Source organism: Shimia sp., assembly GCF_965227725.1.
GTDB lineage: Bacteria > Pseudomonadota > Alphaproteobacteria > Rhodobacterales > Rhodobacteraceae > Shimia.
This window is the reverse complement of record NZ_CBDDGH010000006.1, coordinates 197096-217806: the sequence shown is the minus strand read 5'-3', so window position 1 is coordinate 217806 and position 20711 is coordinate 197096. Positions and strand designations below refer to the sequence as shown.

General features: G+C 56.0%; 22 protein-coding genes and 1 tRNA gene. 13 read left to right on the top strand and 10 right to left on the bottom strand.

Features of this window, described 5'->3' with window-relative positions; genetic code table 11:
• Positions 1-110: 110 nt before the first annotated feature.
• The gene (locus ACO07T_RS18975) at positions 111-1118 is read left to right on the top strand and encodes an ABC transporter permease (RefSeq protein ID WP_209065611.1); all 1008 of its coding nucleotides are present in this window, start codon (positions 111-113) and stop codon (positions 1116-1118) included.
• The gene (locus ACO07T_RS18970; protein ID WP_209065612.1) at positions 1111-2022 is read left to right on the top strand and encodes an ABC transporter permease; all 912 of its coding nucleotides are present in this window, start codon (positions 1111-1113) and stop codon (positions 2020-2022) included. The genes ACO07T_RS18975 and ACO07T_RS18970 overlap by 8 nt, the downstream gene beginning before the upstream one ends.
• Before the next feature lie 59 nt (positions 2023-2081).
• Here the strand turns inward: ACO07T_RS18970 and ACO07T_RS18965 are convergent, their stop codons facing one another.
• Positions 2082-2462: a VOC family protein gene (locus ACO07T_RS18965; RefSeq protein ID WP_422050678.1), complete on the bottom strand. Its 381-nt coding sequence runs from the start codon at positions 2460-2462 to the stop codon at positions 2082-2084.
• A gap of 189 nt (positions 2463-2651) precedes the next feature.
• Here ACO07T_RS18965 and ACO07T_RS18960 point away from each other — a divergent pair, with 189 nt between their 5' ends.
• A complete protein-coding gene (locus ACO07T_RS18960) occupies positions 2652-3410 on the top strand; it encodes an isocitrate lyase/PEP mutase family protein (protein WP_422050677.1) in 759 nt (252 codons plus the stop codon).
• 21 nt (positions 3411-3431) lie between these two features.
• Here ACO07T_RS18960 and ACO07T_RS18955 read toward each other — a convergent pair whose 3' ends face one another.
• From ACO07T_RS18955 to ACO07T_RS18940, 4 genes are all read right to left on the bottom strand, one after another.
• Positions 3432-3737 carry a GFA family protein gene (locus tag ACO07T_RS18955; RefSeq protein ID WP_422051051.1) on the bottom strand — a complete coding sequence of 102 codons (306 nt, stop codon included), beginning with the start codon at positions 3735-3737 and terminating at the stop codon, positions 3432-3434.
• A gap of 199 nt (positions 3738-3936) precedes the next feature.
• Positions 3937-5613 (bottom strand): 30S ribosomal protein S1, encoded by a 1677-nt coding sequence (gene rpsA / locus ACO07T_RS18950; RefSeq protein ID WP_422050676.1) that lies wholly within the window; start codon positions 5611-5613, stop codon positions 3937-3939.
• Positions 5614-5831: 218 nt separating this feature from the next.
• Positions 5832-6092, bottom strand: a complete 261-nt coding sequence (locus tag ACO07T_RS18945; RefSeq protein WP_422050675.1) for a DUF6525 family protein — start codon at positions 6090-6092, stop codon at positions 5832-5834.
• 125 nt (positions 6093-6217) lie between these two features.
• Positions 6218-6853, bottom strand: coding sequence for an NAD(P)H-dependent oxidoreductase (locus ACO07T_RS18940; RefSeq protein WP_422050674.1), 636 nt, complete (start codon positions 6851-6853; stop codon positions 6218-6220).
• A gap of 156 nt (positions 6854-7009) precedes the next feature.
• On the opposite strand from ACO07T_RS18940, the gene ACO07T_RS18935 reads away from it, so the two are divergent.
• Positions 7010-7396 (top strand): winged helix-turn-helix transcriptional regulator, encoded by a 387-nt coding sequence (locus tag ACO07T_RS18935; RefSeq protein WP_422050673.1) that lies wholly within the window; start codon positions 7010-7012, stop codon positions 7394-7396.
• Positions 7397-7402: 6 nt separating this feature from the next.
• Here the strand turns inward: ACO07T_RS18935 and ACO07T_RS18930 are convergent, their stop codons facing one another.
• The gene (locus ACO07T_RS18930) at positions 7403-8011 is read right to left on the bottom strand and encodes a (d)CMP kinase (RefSeq protein WP_422050671.1); all 609 of its coding nucleotides are present in this window, start codon (positions 8009-8011) and stop codon (positions 7403-7405) included.
• Positions 8012-8242: 231 nt separating this feature from the next.
• On the opposite strand from ACO07T_RS18930, the gene ACO07T_RS18925 reads away from it, so the two are divergent.
• From ACO07T_RS18925 to mdoH, 6 genes are all read left to right on the top strand, one after another.
• On the top strand, positions 8243-9841 hold the full coding sequence (locus ACO07T_RS18925) for a thiamine pyrophosphate-binding protein (RefSeq protein WP_422050670.1): 1599 nt from the start codon (positions 8243-8245) through the stop codon (positions 9839-9841).
• On the top strand, positions 9825-11045 hold the full coding sequence (locus tag ACO07T_RS18920) for a CaiB/BaiF CoA transferase family protein (protein ID WP_422050669.1): 1221 nt from the start codon (positions 9825-9827) through the stop codon (positions 11043-11045). Before ACO07T_RS18925 ends, ACO07T_RS18920 begins: the two co-directional genes overlap by 17 nt.
• A gap of 109 nt (positions 11046-11154) precedes the next feature.
• Positions 11155-12519 (top strand): tetratricopeptide repeat protein, encoded by a 1365-nt coding sequence (locus ACO07T_RS18915; RefSeq protein WP_422050668.1) that lies wholly within the window; start codon positions 11155-11157, stop codon positions 12517-12519.
• A 15-nt stretch (positions 12520-12534) separates the two neighbouring features.
• The gene (locus tag ACO07T_RS18910) at positions 12535-13755 is read left to right on the top strand and encodes an OpgC family protein (protein WP_422050667.1); all 1221 of its coding nucleotides are present in this window, start codon (positions 12535-12537) and stop codon (positions 13753-13755) included.
• The gene (locus ACO07T_RS18905; RefSeq protein WP_422050666.1) at positions 13742-15265 is read left to right on the top strand and encodes a glucan biosynthesis protein; all 1524 of its coding nucleotides are present in this window, start codon (positions 13742-13744) and stop codon (positions 15263-15265) included. Before ACO07T_RS18910 ends, ACO07T_RS18905 begins: the two co-directional genes overlap by 14 nt.
• Positions 15262-17148, top strand: coding sequence for a glucans biosynthesis glucosyltransferase MdoH (gene mdoH, locus ACO07T_RS18900; RefSeq protein WP_422051050.1), 1887 nt, complete (start codon positions 15262-15264; stop codon positions 17146-17148). Before ACO07T_RS18905 ends, mdoH begins: the two co-directional genes overlap by 4 nt.
• On the opposite strand, the gene ACO07T_RS18895 is transcribed toward mdoH, so the two are convergent.
• The 4 genes from ACO07T_RS18895 to ACO07T_RS18880 all read right to left on the bottom strand — a co-directional run bounded on the left by ACO07T_RS18895 (position 17131) and on the right by ACO07T_RS18880 (position 19180).
• Complete coding sequence (locus tag ACO07T_RS18895; protein ID WP_422050665.1) at positions 17131-17424, bottom strand: hypothetical protein; 294 nt, start codon at positions 17422-17424, stop codon at positions 17131-17133. The genes mdoH and ACO07T_RS18895 overlap by 18 nt on opposite strands.
• The gene (locus ACO07T_RS18890) at positions 17424-18260 is read right to left on the bottom strand and encodes an alpha/beta hydrolase family esterase (protein ID WP_422050664.1); all 837 of its coding nucleotides are present in this window, start codon (positions 18258-18260) and stop codon (positions 17424-17426) included. The genes ACO07T_RS18895 and ACO07T_RS18890 overlap by 1 nt, the downstream gene beginning before the upstream one ends.
• Before the next feature lie 2 nt (positions 18261-18262).
• A complete protein-coding gene (locus ACO07T_RS18885; protein WP_422050663.1) occupies positions 18263-18634 on the bottom strand; it encodes a rhodanese-like domain-containing protein in 372 nt (123 codons plus the stop codon).
• Positions 18635-18712: 78 nt separating this feature from the next.
• The gene (locus tag ACO07T_RS18880) at positions 18713-19180 is read right to left on the bottom strand and encodes a YHS domain-containing (seleno)protein (protein ID WP_422051049.1); all 468 of its coding nucleotides are present in this window, start codon (positions 19178-19180) and stop codon (positions 18713-18715) included.
• A 469-nt stretch (positions 19181-19649) separates the two neighbouring features.
• On the opposite strand from ACO07T_RS18880, the gene ACO07T_RS18875 reads away from it, so the two are divergent.
• The 3 genes from ACO07T_RS18875 (at position 19650) to ACO07T_RS18865 (ending at position 20383) form a co-directional block, all read left to right on the top strand.
• Positions 19650-19739, top strand: a tRNA-Ser gene (locus tag ACO07T_RS18875).
• Between the two features lie 124 nt (positions 19740-19863).
• Positions 19864-20118 carry an Arm DNA-binding domain-containing protein gene (locus ACO07T_RS18870; protein WP_422050662.1) on the top strand — a complete coding sequence of 85 codons (255 nt, stop codon included), beginning with the start codon at positions 19864-19866 and terminating at the stop codon, positions 20116-20118.
• Positions 20069-20383 (top strand): hypothetical protein, encoded by a 315-nt coding sequence (locus ACO07T_RS18865; RefSeq protein ID WP_422050661.1) that lies wholly within the window; start codon positions 20069-20071, stop codon positions 20381-20383. Before ACO07T_RS18870 ends, ACO07T_RS18865 begins: the two co-directional genes overlap by 50 nt.
• Positions 20384-20711 lie beyond the last annotated feature (328 nt).

Genomic DNA, 20711 nt, shown 5'->3' with positions numbered 1-20711 from the left:
AATACTTAGGGCGGGCTTTCGGGTCCGCCCTATCCTCTATCGGTTCTGAACAGGCAGGTCGCTGCGCGGAGCCCACCAATCAAAAAATAGACGCACAAAGGCGCCGCTTTATGCTGACCTTCACAATACGACGGTTGATCCTTTCGATCCCGACGCTCTTTTTCATATCTCTTGTCATTTTCCTTCTACTGGAACTGGCCCCGGGCGACCCGATGGCACAGGTGCCGCTCACCGTGCCGCCAGAAGTGAAGGAAAAGATGCGCCAAGCCCTTGGTTTGGGCGAGCCTGGCTATATCCGGTTCTACAAATGGCTGGTTCAGTTCTTCTGGGTGGAACCACAGGTGCTGTTTGACCATCTCTTTGGCACCGCCTTCTCTGAAGGCAAGCTGCGCATCATCAGCTGGCAGACCCGCTCTCCGGTGATGGATGTGGTGGTGGAACGCCTGCCCCAGACCCTGTGGGTTGTGGGCATGTCCTACATCGTGGGCATCCTGATCGCGCTGCCAATCGGGATCTACTCTGCCTACAAACAATACTCAGTGTTTGATCAGGCCGGCACATTCATCACCATGATCGGCTATTCGATCCCGCCGTTTTTCACCGGCCCGCTGATCATTGTGATCTTCTCGGTGAACCTTGGCTGGTTCCCTTTCATCTATGACACCACACATGAGGTGGTGGATTGGGACAGTTTTGTCTATCAGCTGCGCCAGATGATCATGCCCGTGATGGTACTGGCGCTGCAGACCACCGCTCAGATCAGCCGCTACATGCGCGCCTCTATGCTGGACAATCTCAATCAAGACTACGTGCGCACTGCGCGTGCCAAGGGCCTAAGCGAGCGTGTCGTGGTTCTGGTGCACGTGCTGCGCAACTCGATGATCCCTGTTGTGACCGTAATTGCCTTGGGCCTGCCTGCAATCTTTGGCGGCGCAATCATCACCGAACAGGTGTTCTCTGTGAACGGCATCGGGGCTCAGTTGATCGGCGCCATTCAGGCCAACGACCTGCCCACCGTGCAGACGCTGACCTTTATGTTCGCTTTCCTGATCGTCTTCTTCAACCTGATCGCAGATGTGCTCTACGGCATTCTTGATCCGAGGATCCGCTATGACTGATACCACCAACACCGAACCGACCACACCGCAGCGGTCCCAATGGGTGGACGTCTGGCACCAGTTCAAGGCACACAAAGGCGCGCTCTTGGGTGGGATCATTTTCATTGTGATCGTACTGGGCGTCTTTATCGGCCCTTGGCTCTGGCCTTATGACGCGACCTACATCGATATCCGTTCACGTAACCAAGGCCCAAGCTTTGCACATCCCTTTGGCACCGACCAGCTGGGACGGGATACTCTGGCGCGGATGATGGCGGGCGGGCAAACCTCGATTGCCGTGGGCCTCACCGCCATGCTGCTGGCGCTGGGTCTGGGCAGCTTTGTAGGTATCACCGCAGGCTATTTCAAGAAACTCGACGGCCCGCTGATGCGCCTGACCGACCTGTTTCTGGCTCTGCCAATTCTGCCGCTTCTGCTGGTGATGATGATGCTCTTCCGAGAGCCGCTCTCTGCCGCTGTTGGGCCAGAGCGCGGGATTTTCATCCTGATCGTTGTCGCAATTGGCATCACCTCTTGGATGCCCACAGCCCGGATTGTGCGCGGCGATGTACTTGCACTGAAGGAGCGTGAGTTCGTACTCGCAGCCCGCTCCATCGGGACGTCAAACCACAACATGATCACTCGGCATATCCTACCCAATGTGCTCTCGCCGATCATGGTGTCTGCGACACTCGGCATCGCCAACGCGATCATCACGGAATCGGCCCTGTCATTCTTAGGTCTCGGCTTTCCACCTGACTTCCCAACCTGGGGCCGCCTACTGAATGACGCCGTGCAATATCTGCAGGATTATCCGGAGCGCGTGTTCTGGCCTGGTCTTGCGATCTCTCTGACTGTGTTGTCGGTAAACTACCTCGGCGACGGCCTGCGTGATGCGCTTGATCCGCGTATTCGCGGCCGATAAGTCAAACAATATCAACAGATAGGCCGGGTACATCGCCCGGCCTTTTCCATTTAGAGCGTTCAGTAATTTGAGACTTCAATCAAATTCTGATCTGGGTCTCTAAAATAGAGCGATGTGATCGGCCCCTTGGCACCGGTACGCAGCACCGGCCCCTCCTCGATCGTGACACCCTGCTTTTCCAAATGCACAATTACCTCGGCCAGCGGTGTCGTTGCGATGAAACACAGGTCGGCTGATCCCGGCATCGGCTGTGCAGCTTTCGGTTCAAACTCGCGACCAGCCTGATGCAGATTGATTTTCTGTTGACCGAATGTGAGGGCCACGCGGCCTTCTCCAAAAATCGCGACCCGAAATCCCAAAACCCGAGTATAGAACGCCACGGTTGCCTCGATGCTGGCAACTGTGAGCACCAGATGGTCCAGTCTTTCGATCTCGATCATTTGGTCACTTTCAGGATCTTTTCTCAAAAGCCGTCCAATCGCACATAAAGTTGTACAGCTCACCACCAAATAAAGGCGGTAAAGGCCGTTTGCCCTGCTAGGGTTGTTTCCAACACCGCTGCTGACTGCAGAACGGAACTCAACGCCTCGATCAAATATAAGCTGATCGCAAAACACAAGGAACGCCCAATGTCTCAAAGTGACCGCGCCAAAGCCTTCGCCGACCTCCACAAACCCGGCTCCCCTGTTGTGCTCTACAATATGTGGGATGCTGGCAGCGCAGCTGCCGTGGCCAAAGCTGGCGCATCAGCTCTCGCCACTGGGAGTTGGTCGGTGGCCGTTGCCCAAGGCTATGCAGATGGCGAAGACCTACCGATGGAACTGCTCTTTCAAATCGCAGGCCGGATCACAGCCACAACAGAGCTGCCAGTCAGCGTCGATTTTGAAGGCGGTTACGCTACTGATCCTGAAGAGCTCTCACTTAACATAAAACGCCTTTTGGCCACAGGTGCGGTGGGGCTGAATTTTGAAGATCGTGTGGTCGGCGGTGAAGGCCTGCATGATATCGCGTCACAGGTGGCGCGTATCAAAGCAATCCGAGCGACAGCCGATGCAACCGGAATTCCTCTCTACATCAATGCGCGCACAGACCTTTTCTTGCAATCAAAGCCGGATGCGCACGCCAGCTTGATTGACGATGCTCTCGCGCGGGCTGAGGCTTATACAAAAGCAGGTGCGAGCGGTTTCTTTGTGCCCGGCCTGACAGATCCTGAATTGATAAAACAGATCTGTGAACAGGTCTCTCTGCCGGTGAACGTGCTGTGTCTGGACACATCTGCTGACATAAAGCCGCTGGCGGCGCTCGGAGTGGCGCGCATCAGCTTTGGCCCAGCACCTTACCGCACAGCGATGAAAACGCTGACAGCGCAGGCGGCGCAACACTATTGAGTTTTAGAAAGTTGGCGACGCTCAGGCTGTGTCGCCAACTGCAACCCAACTGGGCTTATCGTCCAAATGCTCTTGGAACTGAATTTGCAACCCGAGATCACTATCAAAGGCATTGGCGGAAATCGGGAAACTCTCTTCCTCTGACAGGATCTCTCCCAACGACGTGCCACAGATCTTGCAAAAACATCGGCCATATTTGAACGGTAGCTCTGGCTGATAGAGCGCTACCCGATCTTTGCCGGACACCCACCGCAGGCTCTCTTTCTTTACAAAGACAATCGTACTCGCGCCCGATTTGCGACAGCGGGAACAATGGCAGGTCCCCATCATTGTTGGGGCCGCGCTCAACTCGAATTTCACAGCCCCGCAATTACAACTTCCAGAAATCACTTTATGTCCTCACCCGGTATTCAACATGAGAACACTTACAGAACATTGGAAAAAAAGCAAACTCGCAGACCCAAAAGAAAAACCCCGCCATTGCTGGCGGGGTTTCCCAAATCATAAAGCTAAAGATCGGGTAATCTTACTCGTCGCCCTTGAGCGCTGCACCCAGGATATCGCCGAGGGACGCGCCGGAGTCGGAAGACCCGTACTGTTCCACTGCTTCTTTTTCTTCTGCGATTTCGCGTGCCTTGATCGACAGGCCCAGACGACGGGTCTTGCTGTCGATGTTGGTGACGCGCACGTCGATCTTGTCGCTGACGGAGAAACGCTCTGGGCGCTGCTCAGCACGATCACGGGACAGGTCGGAGCGGCGGATGAAGGATTTCATGCCTTCGTATTCCACTTCGATGCCACCGTCTTCGATCGCGGTCACTTCAACAGTCACGATAGAGCCGCGCTTCACGCCGCCAACCGCATCTGCGAATTTGTCGCCACCCAGGGCTTTGATGGACAGGGAGATACGCTCTTTTTCAACGTCCACTTCAGAGACAACGGCCGAAACCATGTCGCCTTTGCGGTAGTTCTGGATCGCATCTTCGCCACGCTCGTCCCAAGACAGGTCGGAGAGGTGAACCATCCCGTCGATCTCGCCTGGCAGGCCGATGAACAGACCGAATTCGGTGATGTTCTTGACTTCGCCTTCGACCTCGGTGCCCTCTGGGTGTGTTTCTGCAAACACTTCCCATGGGTTGCGCATGGTCTGCTTGAGACCCAGAGACACGCGGCGCTTGGCACCGTCGATCTCCAGCACCATGACGTCCACTTCCTGAGAGGTGGAAACGATCTTGCCGGGGTGCACGTTTTTCTTGGTCCAGGACATCTCGGAGACGTGAACCAGACCTTCAACGCCCGCTTCCAGCTCAACAAATGCACCGTAATCGGTGATGTTGGTCACGCGGCCTTTGTGCACGGACTCCAGTGGGTACTTCGCAGCAACCAGATCCCATGGATCGTCTTGCAGCTGCTTCATGCCCAGGCTGATGCGGTGGGTTTCTTTGTTGATCTTGATGACCTGAACCTTAACGGTTTCACCGATCGTCAGGATCTCAGATGGGTGGTTCACACGACGCCATGCCATGTCGGTGACGTGCAGCAGACCGTCTACGCCGCCCAGGTCAACGAATGCACCGTATTCGGTGATGTTCTTGACCACACCGTCCACAGCCTGACCTTCGGACAGGTTGCCGATAACTTCGGCGCGCTGCTCGGCGCGGGACTCTTCGAGGATCGCGCGGCGGGACACAACGATGTTGCCACGGCGACGGTCCATTTTCAGGATCTGGAACGGCTGCTTCAGACCCATCAGAGGGCCAGCGTCACGTACGGGGCGTACGTCAACCTGGGAACCTGGCAGGAAGGCCACGGCGCCGCCGAGGTCAACTGTGAAGCCGCCTTTAACGCGGCCGAAGATCGCGCCTTCAACGCGTGCATCGTCTGCGTAGGCTTTCTCAAGGCGATCCCATGCTTCTTCGCGGCGTGCCATCTCGCGGGAGATAACAGCTTCGCCACGGGCGTTTTCCGCCGCGCGCAGGTACACTTCCACTTCGTCGCCAACAGCGATTTCAGGAGCTTCACCAGGGTTTGCGAATTCTTTGAGCTCAACGCGGCCTTCCATTTTGTAGCCGACGTCGATGATGGCTTGGCCCGCTTCAATTGCGATGACTTTGCCTTTGACAACCGAACCCTCGTTCGGTGTGTCCATTTCGAAGCTTTCTTGGAGGAGGGCTTCGAATTCCTCCATGGTTGCGCTAGCCATGTGGCGTTTACTTCCTTTACAAACGTTTTTTCTGGCCGTGCGGTTGTCTCCGCCGGTCTTGGTTGGTGTCCGCCTTCTGGCAGAACAATTTGGTCTTGGGCGCGCCAACAACAAGAAAACACACAAAAAACAAAGAGGGCCGGTGCGTCCGACCCTGCTCGTCTCATTGTTTTATGGCATTTGCGCCTTATAGACGTGCGCTTCTTAGCGACAATCACCTATGTGGGCAAGCCGATTCCGCGCACCACACGATCTCGGCGTAGTGTCGCCTGTTCAATTGTATTCAACCGCTCAAGCGCCGCCTCCGGATCCCGTGTACCCCCGGCCTTCTTCCAGATGCCGATGGCGGATGCAGGGCTCCATGGCAACGCTGCCACGCTCAACCATTGGCGCAACTCGGGTGGCAAAGCATCATAGGCTTGCATCGTATTCCCCTGACGCCGCCGCCCCTTCAGGCTGCTGTTGAGATTTTTCCGCATATCCACTCTGCCATTGCCTCATTGCGTAACGTTATTACATAACCTTACGTGCAAATCACAAGCCAGAAAATGCAAATCAGCGGCGCCCAACCAGGGCACCGCTGCAATAGCGCTATCGCCTGCTATCAAGCGATGGTTTTGACCAGAGCCTCTCGCGACTTACGAACTTTCGGCATCGGCAGCAGCCAATCCGCACCTTCTTCGCGATAGCCAAGCGGCAACAGCGTAACGGATTTCAAGCCAAGCTCTTTAAGCCCGATGATCTGATCCACAGCATCCGCATCAAAGCCTTCCATTGGGCAGCAATCCACTTCAAGTTCTGCCGCCGCCAGCATTGCAAACCCCAAAGCAATATAGGCCTGACGGGCTGCGTGATCGTGGTTTACGGTGGAATCGCGGGGCAAATAAGCGCCTTTGAGATTCTCGTAGTACTGGGTGATCATCGGGTTTTCGCCGCGCAATTCTTCCATATGCGTGCGAACCGCATCGATCCGTTCTGCGGAGTAGTTGTCCCACGCAGCAAAAACGAGCAGATGGCTACACTCGGTGATCTGGCTTTGATCCCAGCCCACTTTGCGGATTTCTTCACGCATCGCATCTTGAGTCACCACAAACACCTCAAACGGCTGCGTGCCGCTGGAGGTTGGAGCCATGCGGATTGCCTCCAAGATGGCCTCTACTTTTTCTTCAGAAACCGCTTTTGCAGGGTCCATTTTTTTGGTGGCATAGCGCCAGGTCATCAAGTCTTTAAGGGAGGTCATTTTTGATCTTTCTCAGTCTGTCACCCCTCCCGCGGCCGAGCCGCAAAGGGTGGTATATTTTCGATACTGACGATATAGAAAGAACCGAATACCGCTGCAAGAAGTCACATTCTCGTTCCCCGGTCACACGAAGGGAACCACCCCCAGGAGCCTCACATGCCAGATGCAACGCAAAAGACGCAGTGCCCGGAATGCCAACGCATCAACGAAGTTCTGAGCAGAGTTGGTGACCGCTGGTCTGTTTTGATTGTGATGTCACTTGGCGAATACGGTGTCTTGCGCTTCAACGAGCTCAAACGCCGACTAGGTATTTCGCAACGGATGCTGTCGCTGACCCTGCGCGAGCTGGAGCGCGACGGGCTGGTAAGCCGCACATACCACCCAACGATTCCTCCCAAAGTGGAATACGCTCTAACAGATTTGGGGCATTCGTTTTTAGAGCCTGTAAAAGCGATGGGATACTGGGCGTTGGAAAACCTGCCCACCATTGATGCGGCACGAGAAATCTATGATCGGGAAGCGGCGCTGAAGGACAGCGCCTGAGGCCTATCAGCTCCGCTGCGCCTTCACCGCATCGATAGCTGCTTGAACCGCCGTCTCGATGGCCAGGTCAGACGTATCAATCAGAACCGCATCCTCCGCAGGCTTCATGGGCGCCTCGGCCCGCTCGGCATCACGTGCATCGCGCTCTTTCACATCAGCCAGAACAGCGTCTCGCGTCGTATCATGCCCCTTGCCGACGAGCTCCAGATACCGGCGCTCCGCCCGCACCTCCGCGCTTGCAGTCACAAAAAGCTTAGCGTCCGCCTCCGGACAAATAACGGTGCCGATATCGCGCCCATCTAGCACAGCCCCCCCTGCCCGCCCGGCGAAAGCACGCTGAAAATCGATCAGTGCTGCGCGCACCTCCGCTATAACCGCTACCCGGCTTGCGGCCTGCGCCACCTCTGGCGTGCGCAGATTTTCCGCAGCCAGGTCCTCCGCCGTCAGCGCTTTCGCTGCATCAATCGGGTCAGTGCCATCCAGTGTACGCGCACCCACGGCGCGATACAAAAGCCCCGTATCAAGATGCGCAAAACCGAAATGCGCAGCAATTGCTTTGGAAATTGTTCCTTTTCCAGCCGCCGCCGGTCCATCAATCGCAATGGTGAATCGCATCGCTTCGCCTTTTCGCATGCGCTCCTGAATAGCAGCAGAGAGCTTTGAAGTTGATGCGGGCCTACACCACAGCCACCTTGGGGCGCAAGCTGACACGCCACGAAAATTCGCGCCGCCAGCAAATCCTAATATTACAGAATATGAATTTCACGTGGGTTCGCCGCACCTCCGTTGACTTGCTGCAAGCCTACGACCAATACACCGCTGAATGAAATAAATGGCGGGGATAACATGCGCGCAGCAGATGTGATTGCGAAACGGTTGTATGAGCAAGGATGCCGTTGGGCCTTTGGTATGCCCGGAGGCGAAGTGCTGACACTTTTGGATGCACTGGACAAAGCCGGCATCGAATTTGTCCTCTGCCGTCACGAAAACGCTGCGGGCTTTATGGCAGAAGCCACCTATCACCGCACTGGCGCACCAGGTATTTTGCTCACGACCGTTGGCCCTGGCGCTCTTAACGGTGTGAATGTTGTGGAAAATGCGCGTGAAGATCGCGTGCCCATGATTGTACTGACCGGATGCGTCGATCCGGAAACAGCCCAAGTCTACACCCACCAAGTCTTGGATCAGACAAAGGTTTTTGAGAGTGTCACCAAGGCGAGCTTTACGCTCAACGCGAAGGCAGCCCATGTGATCATCGACAAAGCCATTGGCATCGCCACAGAAGGACGCCCGGGCCCAGTCCACATTGATGTCCCGATTTCTGTGGCGAATGCGCCCTCTGAAGGGGAGGGCGTGATGCGCCGCGCAGCCGTTCCGGTTGCACCGGCAGGGCCCGAGCTGGATGCAGCCCGCACCGCTCTCGCAAGCGCAAAGAAGCCACTCATTGTGGCGGGCGTCGACGCTCTGTCTGAGGCTGGCGCCAGCGCGATCCAGCAGGCGGCAGAGCTCTTGGGCGCGCCGGTCATAACCACCTACAAAGCCAAAGGGCTGCTGCGCGAGGATCATCCGCTTGCACTCGGCGGCGCTGGCCTCTCCCCGAAAGCTGATAAGATTTTACTGCCGCTTGTCAAAGAGGCCGATGTCATTCTCGCTATTGGTTATGACCCCATCGAAATGCGGATCGGCTGGCAAAATCCTTGGGATCCCGAAACGCAGGTGATCATCGACATCACAGCCGAGCCGAACCACCACTATATGCATCAGTCCAGCCACAATATTGTTGGGGATTGCGCCGCCTCTGTTGCTGCGCTGCTTCCAGACAACGCGCCCACCGGCTGGTCGGACTCCACAATCTCAGACACCAAAAATGCCTTGGCGGCAGCGTTTCCAGCCGGAGAAACCTGGGGGCCAGCTCAAGCCATCTCAATATGTCAGGACGTTTTGCCGGCGGACACGCTGGCCACGGCTGACAGCGGCGCCCATCGCATTCTTCTCAGCCAAATGTGGACATGCCGCTTCCCGCGCGCGCTCACGCAATCCTCAGGGTTTTGCACCATGGGCTGCGCCGTACCGCTCGCCATTGGCGCTCAGTTTGTCGAACCGGATCGCACCGTGGTGTCCTTCAGCGGAGATGCAGGTTTTCTCATGGTCGTGGGTGAACTCGCAACAGCCGCAGAACACAACCTGAAAACCATCTTCGTTGTGTTCGACGACGCCTCCCTGGCTCTTATCGAGCTGAAACAGCGAGAGCGCAAACTCGACAATGTTGGCGTGGATTTCAAAGGAACCGACATGGCGTCCGTTGGGCGCGCTTTCGGCGGCAATGGTGTGAGTGTTTCCAGCGAAGCTGAATTGCGCCAGGCACTGAACGATGCGCAATCCGCTGAAACTTTCACAGTTATCGCCGTTCAAATTGACCGGAAAGCCTATGACAATGCCTTCTAATCCTACCGCCCCACGCGCGCTGGAAGGCGTATTGGTTCTCGATCTCAGCCGCATTCTTGCGGGCCCGACAGCCACCCAGCTTCTGGGCGATCTCGGTGCGACTGTGATCAAAATCGAAAATCCAATCACCGGCGGCGATGACACGCGCCGCTGGGGCCCACCCTACGCAGAAACGAAGGACGGCCAAAGTGATCTGAGCGCCTACTTCATGGCCGCCAATCGCAACAAATTCTCGGTTGCGGCAGATCTCTCGACTCCTGAAGGGCAAGAGCTTGTCAAACAGATCGCGGCTCAAGCTCAGATCGTGATTGAGAACTACAAGCCCAGGGGGCTCAAAAAGTATGGGCTCGATTACGCTGCGCTGAGTGAGATCAACCCGAGCCTCGTCTATTGTTCGATTTCCGGCTTCGGCCAAACCGGCCCCAACCGAGAACGGCCCGGCTATGATCTCATGGCGCAGGGATTTGGGGGCATCATGTCCATCACAGGTGATCCGGATGGCGCGCCCATGAAGGTGGGCGTCGGCATCGCCGATGTCATGTGCGGCATGTACGCCACCGTTGGCATGTTGGCTGCTCTGCGCCACGCAGAAGCCACCGGCGAAGGGCAACAGATCGACCTGGCATTGGTGGACAGCCAGATGGCCTGGCTCGTCAATGAAGGCACAAACTACCTGACATCCGGCAAGACGCCGAAACGGCGCGGAAATGGGCACCCTAATATTGCGCCCTACAATGTTTTTGCCACCAAAGACGGCCATATCATCCTAGCCGTCGGAAACGACACGCAATTTCAGTCTTTTTGCCGTGCCTTTAATTGCAGCGATTTGGCTGTGGATCCGCGTTTTGCAACAAATCCGCTGCGCCTGGAGAACCGCGTTGCGCTGGAAACCGCCGTTTCTGAAACAATTGGCGCCCACTCCTCGCAAGAGACCCTCGCAATGTTGCAAGCTCAGGGCGTGCCCTGCGGCCCCATAAACACCGTTGAAGAAGCCCTCACATCGCCGCAGGCCATCGAAAGAGGCGCTGTTGTCAAGGTTTCAGCTGAAGCAACCAGCGCCGGTACCGTAAATCTGCTGGGCAATCCGCTCAAATTCTCTAAAACGCCGATTCAATATGTAAAAGCACCGCCAAAATTTGGAGAAGACACCGAAAATGTATTTGACCTGCTGTCGCAACAAATGAGCCAAAGCCAATCACAATAGGTTGAGATCCAATCACCTTTTCGAGCCATAACGTTTTGGTGATGTGCGCGAATTTGGTGCCCAACCTATAATTTTTCAAACTGTCTTGAAGCGTTCGAAAGGTTTCATAATGCTGACCGATATCAGTGCCTGCGAGGTAAGTCTGTCTAACGAGGAGGCCTTGAGCGCATGGAACAATGTTATTCTTGGTGTCTTATCACATGGCCAAACAACCGGTGACCATCTCAACCGCCTGCTAACCCTGGCTCCTGATTTTGCGATGGGCCACGCCATGAAGGGCCTGAGCTGCTTGATGCTCGGCCGCCGTGAGCTGGTCAGCGTTGCGCAATCCGCAAGCGATGATGCGCAGCGTGCTCTGACGCAGGGCGGCGCCACAAAGCGTGAACGTCTTTGGTGTGCCGCACTGACGGATTGGCTGGCAGGCAAGCCTTCTCAATCTGTGGTGCGCATGGAGGAAGCGCTGCGCCTCAATCATGCCGACACGATCAGCATGAAGCTCTCGCATGGCATTCGCTTTATGCTTGGCGACAGCCAGGGCATGCTGCGGTCGATCGAGCGTGTGATCAGCGCCCATGGGGTTGCGCATCCGCTCTACGGATACGCACTGGGATGTCACGCCTTCGCACTTGAAGAAAACGGTCGCTATGAGCGGGCTGAACACGTCGGCCTGCGTGGGCTTGAATTCGCAGCAGACGACGCTTGGGGCCTTCATGCTGTGGCGCATGTTTATGACATGACACATCAGACCGACAGTGGCATCTCACTCATCGACAGCAATCTCGATGCGTGGAACCACTGCAACAACTTCCGGTTTCACGTCTGGTGGCACAAAGCCATTCTTCACCTGGATCAGGGCGACATTGGCACGGTTCTGGACCTCTACGACACCAAAGTGCGTGATGAGAAAACCGACGACTATCGCGACTTCTCAAACGCAAGCTCTTTGCTGATGCGTCTCGAACTTGAAGGTGTTGATGTGGGCGATCGCTGGGTTGAACTGGCCAATCTTGCAGAGAAGCGCTCTGACGATGGCTGCCTGACCTTTGCCGACATGCACTACATGCTTGCGCTGATCGGTGAAACCCGACCTGACGCCGTCGCGCGCTTGAATGCCCGCGTGGCCGAAAACGCCAAAAAAGAAGATGAAATGGCACGCGTGATGCTCTCGCCAGGTGTGGCGACCTCTGAAGGTCTGGCTGCCTTTGGCGAAGCAAACTACGCGACTGCCTTCTCTCACCTGCGCGCGGCACAGACCAACTTCCAATCCATGGGGGGCAGTCACGCACAACGCGATATCTTCGAACGTCTCACCATCGAAGCCGGTCTGCGGGCTGGTCATTTGGCGGAAACCGAAGCGCTGCTGCGGGCACGCACTGGGTTGCGTGGCGGGCATGAAGACGCATTTGGCGCATCACGCATGGCCCAAATCGCCGAGCTGCGCTCGTTGGCGACCCCATCAACGGCAGCAAACTAAGTCTGGACGAGGACTATGAGAGTGGCAAACCCGACCTTTGCTTCCGCTCCGGCGGCAGTGAATACAGCCGCACAGATCGGCGCCAAAACACGCGATATCCGTCTAGATTTTTTCCGGGGTATCGCGATGTTCATCATCTTGATCGCCCATGTCCCGGGCAACTGGCTAACGCTCTGGATCCCGGCCCGCTTCGGCTTTTCAGATGCCACTGAAATCTTCGTCTTTTGCTCTGGCATGGCGAGCGCCCTTGCCTTTGGCCGTGTTTTCCGCGAGCAGGGCAATATGATGGGCACCGTCCGGATCAGTTATCGTGTCTGGCAAATTTACTGGGCGCATATCTGTCTGTTTTTTGCAATCGCGACTGCTATGGTAGCGCTCAACGCGCTTCTACCAGAGGGTCGCAACTACGTCGGCCAGCTCAACCTGCACCCGTTCTTCAAAGACACGCCAACCAATCTGCTTGGTCTGCTGACTTTGACCTATGTGCCGAACTATTTTGACATTCTGCCAATGTATATGGTCATCCTCGTGATGTTGCCCGCAGTGGTGATCTTGGCAAAGATCAACAAGGCGCTAGCGTTTGCAGCCGTGGTCGCGGTCTGGCTGTGCGCGAACCTCTATGACCTCAATTTTCCCGCCGAGCCGTGGTCTGAACGCCAATGGTTCTTCAATCCATTTGGCTGGCAGTTGATTTTCTTCACGGGATTTGCGCTCAACGCACGTTGGCTCCCGGCTCCTCCAGTTGACAATCGGTTGTTTCTGGTGGCCGTGGCTGTGCTCTTGGTCATCCTCCCGTTTGCTTATTTCCGTCTCTATAATGAGCTGTCTTGGGCATTGGAGTGGCGCAAAGAGTGGCGTGTGCTGATCGACAAGACCAACTTTGGCATCTTGCGCTATGTCCACTTCCTGTCGCTTGCCTATGTTGCCTGGGTGCTGGCTGGCCGCAATGGCGACCGCCTTCAGCCGCGTGATCCAGCTTCGCCCATCGGACACATCTGGCAGCGCATGATCACCCTCATCCTGAAAGTCGGCCAGCAGTCTTTGGCGGTCTTCATCGCCTCCATGTTCCTGGCGCGCCTGATGGGAGCTTTGCTGGATCAGGTGGGCCGGACACATTTCTCTATGTTCTGGGTGAACCTACTCGGGGCGGCAATCATCGTCGGCGTGGCCTATGGAGCGTCCTACTACAAATCTCAACCTTGGAAAAAGCGGAGCGGCGCCAATGCTAAGACGTGAGTTTATCGCCAGCTTGGCGGCCTTGGCCGCAAGCCCCGCTTTGGCTGAAGCCAGCAACGAACCCGGTTTGCAACTGCATGCGCCTGTCTCGTTTGATCCAAATGAGGTGATTGAGCGTGCCCGTGCGCTTAGCCAGAAGGATTACCAACCGCCGAAGCGCATTCCGCAGGAATGGACAGAAATCGGTTATGAGGATTACGTCTCCATCTGGTTTGACGTGCGCAATGCGCTCTGGAGCAAAGAACCCGAGACCCCGCTCCAATTGGACGTCTTCGCCCCGGGCCTCTACTTTCCGCATCCGATCGAAATCTCAGTTATCGAAAACGGCATGGCTCAGCCGCTTAAATTTGATTTCGGTGTCTTTGACAAAACTGACAAGTTCCCTGAACTGCCTACCGATGACACGCTTGGCTATTCCGGCCTGCGGCTCCGCGCAGAATTGGAAAAGGCAGGCATCTATCAGGAATTCGCCGTATTCCAGGGCGCGAGCTATTTCCGTGCCATTGGGACCGGAAACATCTATGGCCAATCCGCGCGAGGTCTGGCCATCGATACAGCCTCACCCGAGGGCGAGGAGTTCCCGGATTTCCGTGCTTTCTGGATTGAGAAACCTGGCCCCAATGAAGTAACCTTCATTGTCCATGCTTTGCTTGATAGCCCAAGCTGCACAGGTGCTTATCGTTTTGAGATAACGCCGGGCAAAGCCCTCACCATGGACATCACAACGCATCTGTTCCCGCGTCGCGATATCGACAACATTGGCATCGCGCCTTTGACGTCGATGTTCCAATACGATCAAACCAACAGACATCGCTTCACCGACTTTCGTCCTGCCGTGCATGACACGGACGGTCTGCTGATCAGCAACGGCGCGGGCGAGACCATTTGGCGCCCACTGGCAAACCCTTCCGCGCTGCAGATCAGCGCCTTTCAAGACAACAATCCCAAAGGTTTCGGCCTTCTGCAGCGCGCGCGCGAATACAGCGATTTTGCGGATCTTGAAGCGCTCTATCACCGCCGCCCGGGCGTTTGGGTGGAACCCAAAGGCGATTGGGGCGAAGGTGCGGTCACGCTGATCGAAATCCCGACCCAGTCCGAGATCTACGACAATATCGTATGCTACTGGCGTCCAGCAGGCGGTCTGACCCGCGGCACGGAAACCCAACTGTCTTATCGTCTCACATGGAGCGAAGAGGTCAGCTACGGGCAAGGCCTCACCGTACTCAACACGATGATTGGTTCCGCTTTTGAAAACAACGGAACCATCGTACTGATTGATTTTGCCGACGCCGAAACTGTGCCGGCAGATCTCTCCGAGATTGAAATTGTGGTGAACAGCAGCGCCGGCGAAGTGTCCTCCGGCGTCTTGCAGCGCAATCCGGAAACCGGTGGACCTCGACTGGCCTTCAAGTTTCATCCAGGAGACGAGTCGCTCATTGAGTTCCGCGCACAACTTCGGCTCGAAGACGCACCGCTGAGTGAGGTGTGGCTTTACCGGTGGACCGCATGACGCCTGAGCATCCCCATATGCCCCCGCGAGCACCGCTCGCGATGCCGGCTCAGACTTTTTCAGAAGTCGGCAGCAGGCGCTCCATGGAACATGCCGGACGTCCGGGGCGTCACCTTTGGCGCCTAGCGGCCTTTGTACCAACCATCACGTTGACGACCCTGATCTGCACGTCCTTCTCAACGTATTTGAGCCGCGGCGGCGTCTCGACGATTGACGCCATTGTCTTGGCGCTGATTGCGCTTTCGACTGTGTGGCTTGCATTTTCGGCAACCAATGCCTGTCTGGGGCTGGTCAGCACAGCACTTGGCGGCATGCGTATGACCCGCGGCAGCGTGAACGGTCAATCCGCTCAAATCGCCCTGTTGATGCCCGTCTACAACGAAACGCCCTGGGATGTTTTTGGCAATGCCTCAGCTATGATGCGAGAGCTTGCAGATGGTCCCGGAGAAGATTGCTACACACTCTTTATCCTCAGTGACACGCGCGACCCGCAAGTCGCCGCGATGGAAGAACGCGCCTATCAGGCACTTAGCAGTTCAGCACACCCAGACACCAAAGTGTTTTATCGCCGTCGCGAGGAAAATACCGACAAGAAAGTGGGCAACCTCACCGAATGGATCGAAAACTGGGGTGCCGCTTATGACTCCATGGTGATCCTTGACGCAGACAGTTTGATGAGCGGCAAAGCAATTCGACAACTCGCGCGCGCCATGGCGGCTGATCCGGATGCAGGTCTCATTCAAAGCCGTCCAATGTTGATTGGCGCTCAGACACTTTTTGGCCGCGTGCAACAGTTTTCGAACTCCGTCTACGGCTGGCTGATTGCCGAGGGGTTGGCCTGCTGGTCGCAACACGAAGGCAACTATTGGGGCCACAACGCGATCATTCGCACACGCGCATTTGCTGAAAGCGCCCGCCTTCCGCACCTGAAGGGCTGGCGCGGCGCAAAACATCTTTTGCTGAGCCACGACTTTGTCGAAGCAGGCATGTTGCGCCGTGCAGGATGGGCCGTCCGTCTTTTGCCCCGCGTCACAGGAAGCTATGAAGAAACACCACAAACCCTGATTGACTATGTCGTGCGGGATCGCCGCTGGTGCCATGGCAATATGCAGCATTTGCGTATCCTTACGGCGCGCGGCTTCCATGTCATTTCACGCTTTCACCTTTTGTTGGGCGCCCTCGCCTTTCTGATGTCGCCCGCTTGGCTCGCGGTGATCACCCTTTGGGCCTTTGTCGGCGTCAGCGACGACACTCCACCCAGCTATTTTTCACCGGCGAACCCGTTGATGCCGATATGGCAGGAAACCCCAACCAGTATGGCCTGGTTCTACCTCGCTTTCATCTACGGCATGCTTTTGTTCCCAAAAATCGCCGGTGCTGTCATTTTTGGTCTGCAATCTAAAACACGCGCAGCCTACGGCTCACGTCGGGTCTTTATCGGGTCAATGCTCGTCGAAGTTCTGCTCTCTGTGCTCTATGCTCCGATCATGATGGTCCACCACACCATTGCAGCGACCTCCGCACTTCTTGGGCGCAAAAATGCGTGGGCGCCACAAGACCGGAGCGGGAACGGCTACGGATGGTTGGCGACCTTGCGGTTCCATTGGATTGAGACCGTGTTTGGCCTTGCACTCATCGGAGGCATGATTTTTGCAGATATCTCGCTTTTGATCCTGCCGATCGCTTTCAGCCTCGCAGCTGCTGTACCCCTGTCAAAGCTCAGCTCAGTGCCTGTCGCGAATGCCGCAAGCCGCGTGCTACGCCTCGACACACCGCACACACTCATCGAGCCAAAGATCGTGTCGTTGGCGCGGAATGAACGGGCTTGGATGAAATCTGTGCTGACAGAAACCGCTGCGCCGCAATCAATTGCGGCGGAGTGACAAGCGATAGATTATCGGCAGCGCCAAAGCCAATAGCGGCGCAGCAAAGGCGCGATAGCTTATCTGCAAGTTAAATCCGAAATATGAAAGGTATGAGCCGTTGAACAACAACAGGCTCTCCTCAAAACTTGCACCGGCAAAACCACCAGCGGAATTGATCCCGACTTGCATCAGGAAAAGAACTGCTGCGCCGCCGACAAACCCATAAACGCCCCACCGTAACGGGAGCAAAATCCCGGTGACAAGCGCAGCAACTGATATACCTGCGACCAACATCACAGCCCCTCAAACCAATCTACAACAAGATCAGACCAGCCCCTTGGAATAGCATGCCCCCCAGGGAACAGTGCCAATTCCAACGCAGAGTCCGGTGCACAGCGGTCCCAGATACGCCGCCAGAACTGTCCTTGTGTGACAAAGCGATCCGCTTTCAGGTGCACACATTTGTTGGTCTCGCGCCAGAGAGACATCGCATAAAAAATATCGCCTTGAGCGAAAGCATCCGGATCGGTCACTGGCACACGATTCACCACGCGCCCCTCCAGCGGAACCGTTCCGTCTGTCCACCCATGCGTGTGCAACATCCGCACCTGACCGGCACATTCTGTCGGATGCGGGCGCCAGAAATTTCCGCCGACAGGCGCGTAGGCGGCAAAAGAACTGGGATCAAGGCAGGCGGTATAGGCAACCATCGATCCACCAATGGAAAAGCCAGCCAACACAATGCGATCCGGGTCCAGATCAAAGCGTTCGATCGCATCATCCCGCACAGCCTGTAGGTAGGAAATTTCCTCCAACTGCCTGCCTGAATTTGGATGAAATCCCCAACTGCGCCCGCTACGCCCTTCTCGAGGTACGCCATCAGGCGCAATCACTGCATAGCCCCGCTCCAAAAACGCAGACACCATGCCCCCATTGCGGAGTGCCCCCTTCCCACTGCCCCCCCATCCATGGATGTAAACAACGGCGGGGGCTGGCTGTTCTTGCCCCTCAGGCAACGCGACATAGTAGGCCCGCTCCCCCACCTCACAGGGTGTCTCACTAGAGCATGCCCATGCAGCGGAACCACTCATTGCAGTAAAGGCCAGAGCCGCCAACATGGTCCATCGCATCACTATTGAGTCCTCACCGGCAATCCTGTTTTGAGCCATCCAGGGCCAGCACGGGACCCCAGCATTCCTTCCGGCACATCAATGATCGGTGTCAGATTGGCCGCTTCAAGCTGCCGAGTGACCCGCGCAGAGCGTACTCCGCGCGCGCAAATAACGGCAACAGGCTGTGCAGGAAATGCGCGTGCATTTGAAACTTGCTCAATGAAATCGCGCGCACGCATATCGATCGGCACCGCCGGCGCCGGTACACCAGTCGCCGCCCATTCATCAGGGCGGCGAATATCTACAAGCAGGATGTCACCTCTTTCTGCAGCTTGAAAAGCTTCCTGAGGTGTCATAATGTGCGCCACATCCGCACGCGAAGTGGGCAGCATGAACGAAGCCCCCACCCCAACTGCAGCCACACCTCCAAGCGCGAGCACAGACCGCCGTGAGAGCCTCATAGTATTGTCTTAGTTTGTCGGCGCAGGCGACGAGAAGTTAGGGATCGTGCTGTCTGACGCCGATTTTGATTCAATGCCACCCCAGTTGCCCTGTGCCAGCGAGATATTCCCCGGAATATCTTCCTCCCAGAAGCCTACCACATTTTTGGTGATGTTGAGATAGAGGTTACCATCAACAATCCGCCACAGATTCGGGTTGCCAGGAACCTTGCCGCCTTTGGACACACCATATGCACAGTGGCCATCATATTTCGGAGCATATTTTTCCGGATCCTTCAAGAACGCCTTTTTGTTCTTCTCAGAGGCAAAAGCAAAGGTCGCGCCGTTGTAGTCAGCGGTGATGCTCTTGTTGCCAGGAACTGCTGCTGGCTGCGCGCTGCCCACAGGGGCCTGCTCAAGCCCAAAATAGGCCACAACATCGTAACCCGAAACCGCGTAACCGGTTTCATCAACATACTGCTCCCCAGCAAAGGCCATGGTCGAGGTTAGTGCCACAAAGGCAGGTGCAATAAGCCACTTCACGATAACTCTCCTAATAACGTGATCATTTCAGTTGAGATCAGCGTAACACAGCATCGACGCCGCGCGCAGCCATCCTCGCGTGGGTGTGAAGGGTTGTGTAGCAGCGCGAAGTTAACGCGGTCATATCAACAGATACTTGTGAATTTTTTGTTCTAAGCCAATGGCCTATCTTAATAGCAGACTGTCACAAATTTCACTCATTGATTGCGAGTCTGTTACCACGGCTGGACCTTCTAGCAACAGAACCACTCCGCATTATTGCGCTGCGCCTAAACACAAACTCGCTTCGGCTTCCTGGCCTGAAGGCCTAACACACTATGAGTCGCAGGGACGTTTGAGAGGCGTCACATCGAAACTCAAGGAATTCTTGAAAACGTGTTTTTGGGTCTTGTGTCCCGTCAGGCCTGCACATATACGGGTCCGCGGAGACGTGGCCGAGTGGTCGAAGGCGCTCCCCTGCTAAGGGAGTATACCGGAAACGGTATCGAGGGTTCGAATCCCTTCGTCTCCGCCATTTGCACCGGATTGACAGGTGTTGGGAGCGTGAAAGCCCAAGGTTTTCGGTATTTCTCCTTCAAGACCCCAACATTTAGCCATTATGTTCCCGCAAAAATTGTGGGGTAAATTGTGGGGTGAAAATGAAAGATCCATCCAACACCGATCATCGTCCCGGAATCAAATCCGGACCACATGTCGAAAAGAAATTAAAAGCGTCATTCGTCCGGAATGCGCCTCCAGGACGTCATATGGACGGAGGGGGCCTTTTTCTGCAGGTCGACAAGTCTGGAGCCAGGCGCTGGCTATTGCGCGTTATGGTGAGGGGGCAGCGCCGGGAGTTTGGACTTGGCACCGTGGACAATCGGCAGCGCTTGGCGCACCGGCGTGATCCCTGACCCGCGATCGGATGCACTGGCTGATGGGCAGCGGCAGCTGGGCCACGCGATCTGCACCGTTGGGCGGATCGACGACACAGACGCACCCGGCGGCGGATGGTTTATCTTCCGTAACAGCTGGGGCACGCGCTTTGGCTACAAACGCCCGCAATCGCGCCTGCTCGCGAACGTACTGGCACCCGGTTACGGTGCCATTTCGGCACGACATATCGACGTTCATTGCTGGGGGATGATGGCGTTGTATGAGAGCCCTGTGGAAGAGTGACACCACGACAGCGGCATCGCAGAACGAAGTTACATTGCTGATCATCAAGACCCTTATTGCCAAAAGAGCCACAGATCAGTACGCCTACCGAAATTGACGCTCGCGATGCATTTTCAAATTTCGGCAAGGTCCTATTGCGGGGGAATGGCGTCAAAAAACGTATCGTTCTTGTGTCGATCCGTAGGCTGCAGAAAGAGTTTCACCACCCCTGTCAGAGGCGCTTCGAACACGGCTCCATTGCATAGCTGCTTTAATTGAACACGGTGAGACAACAGCTCCGAACAGCGTCGCTCCGTGAATAGCTACCTGTGCTGTCGAAATGCCTCGA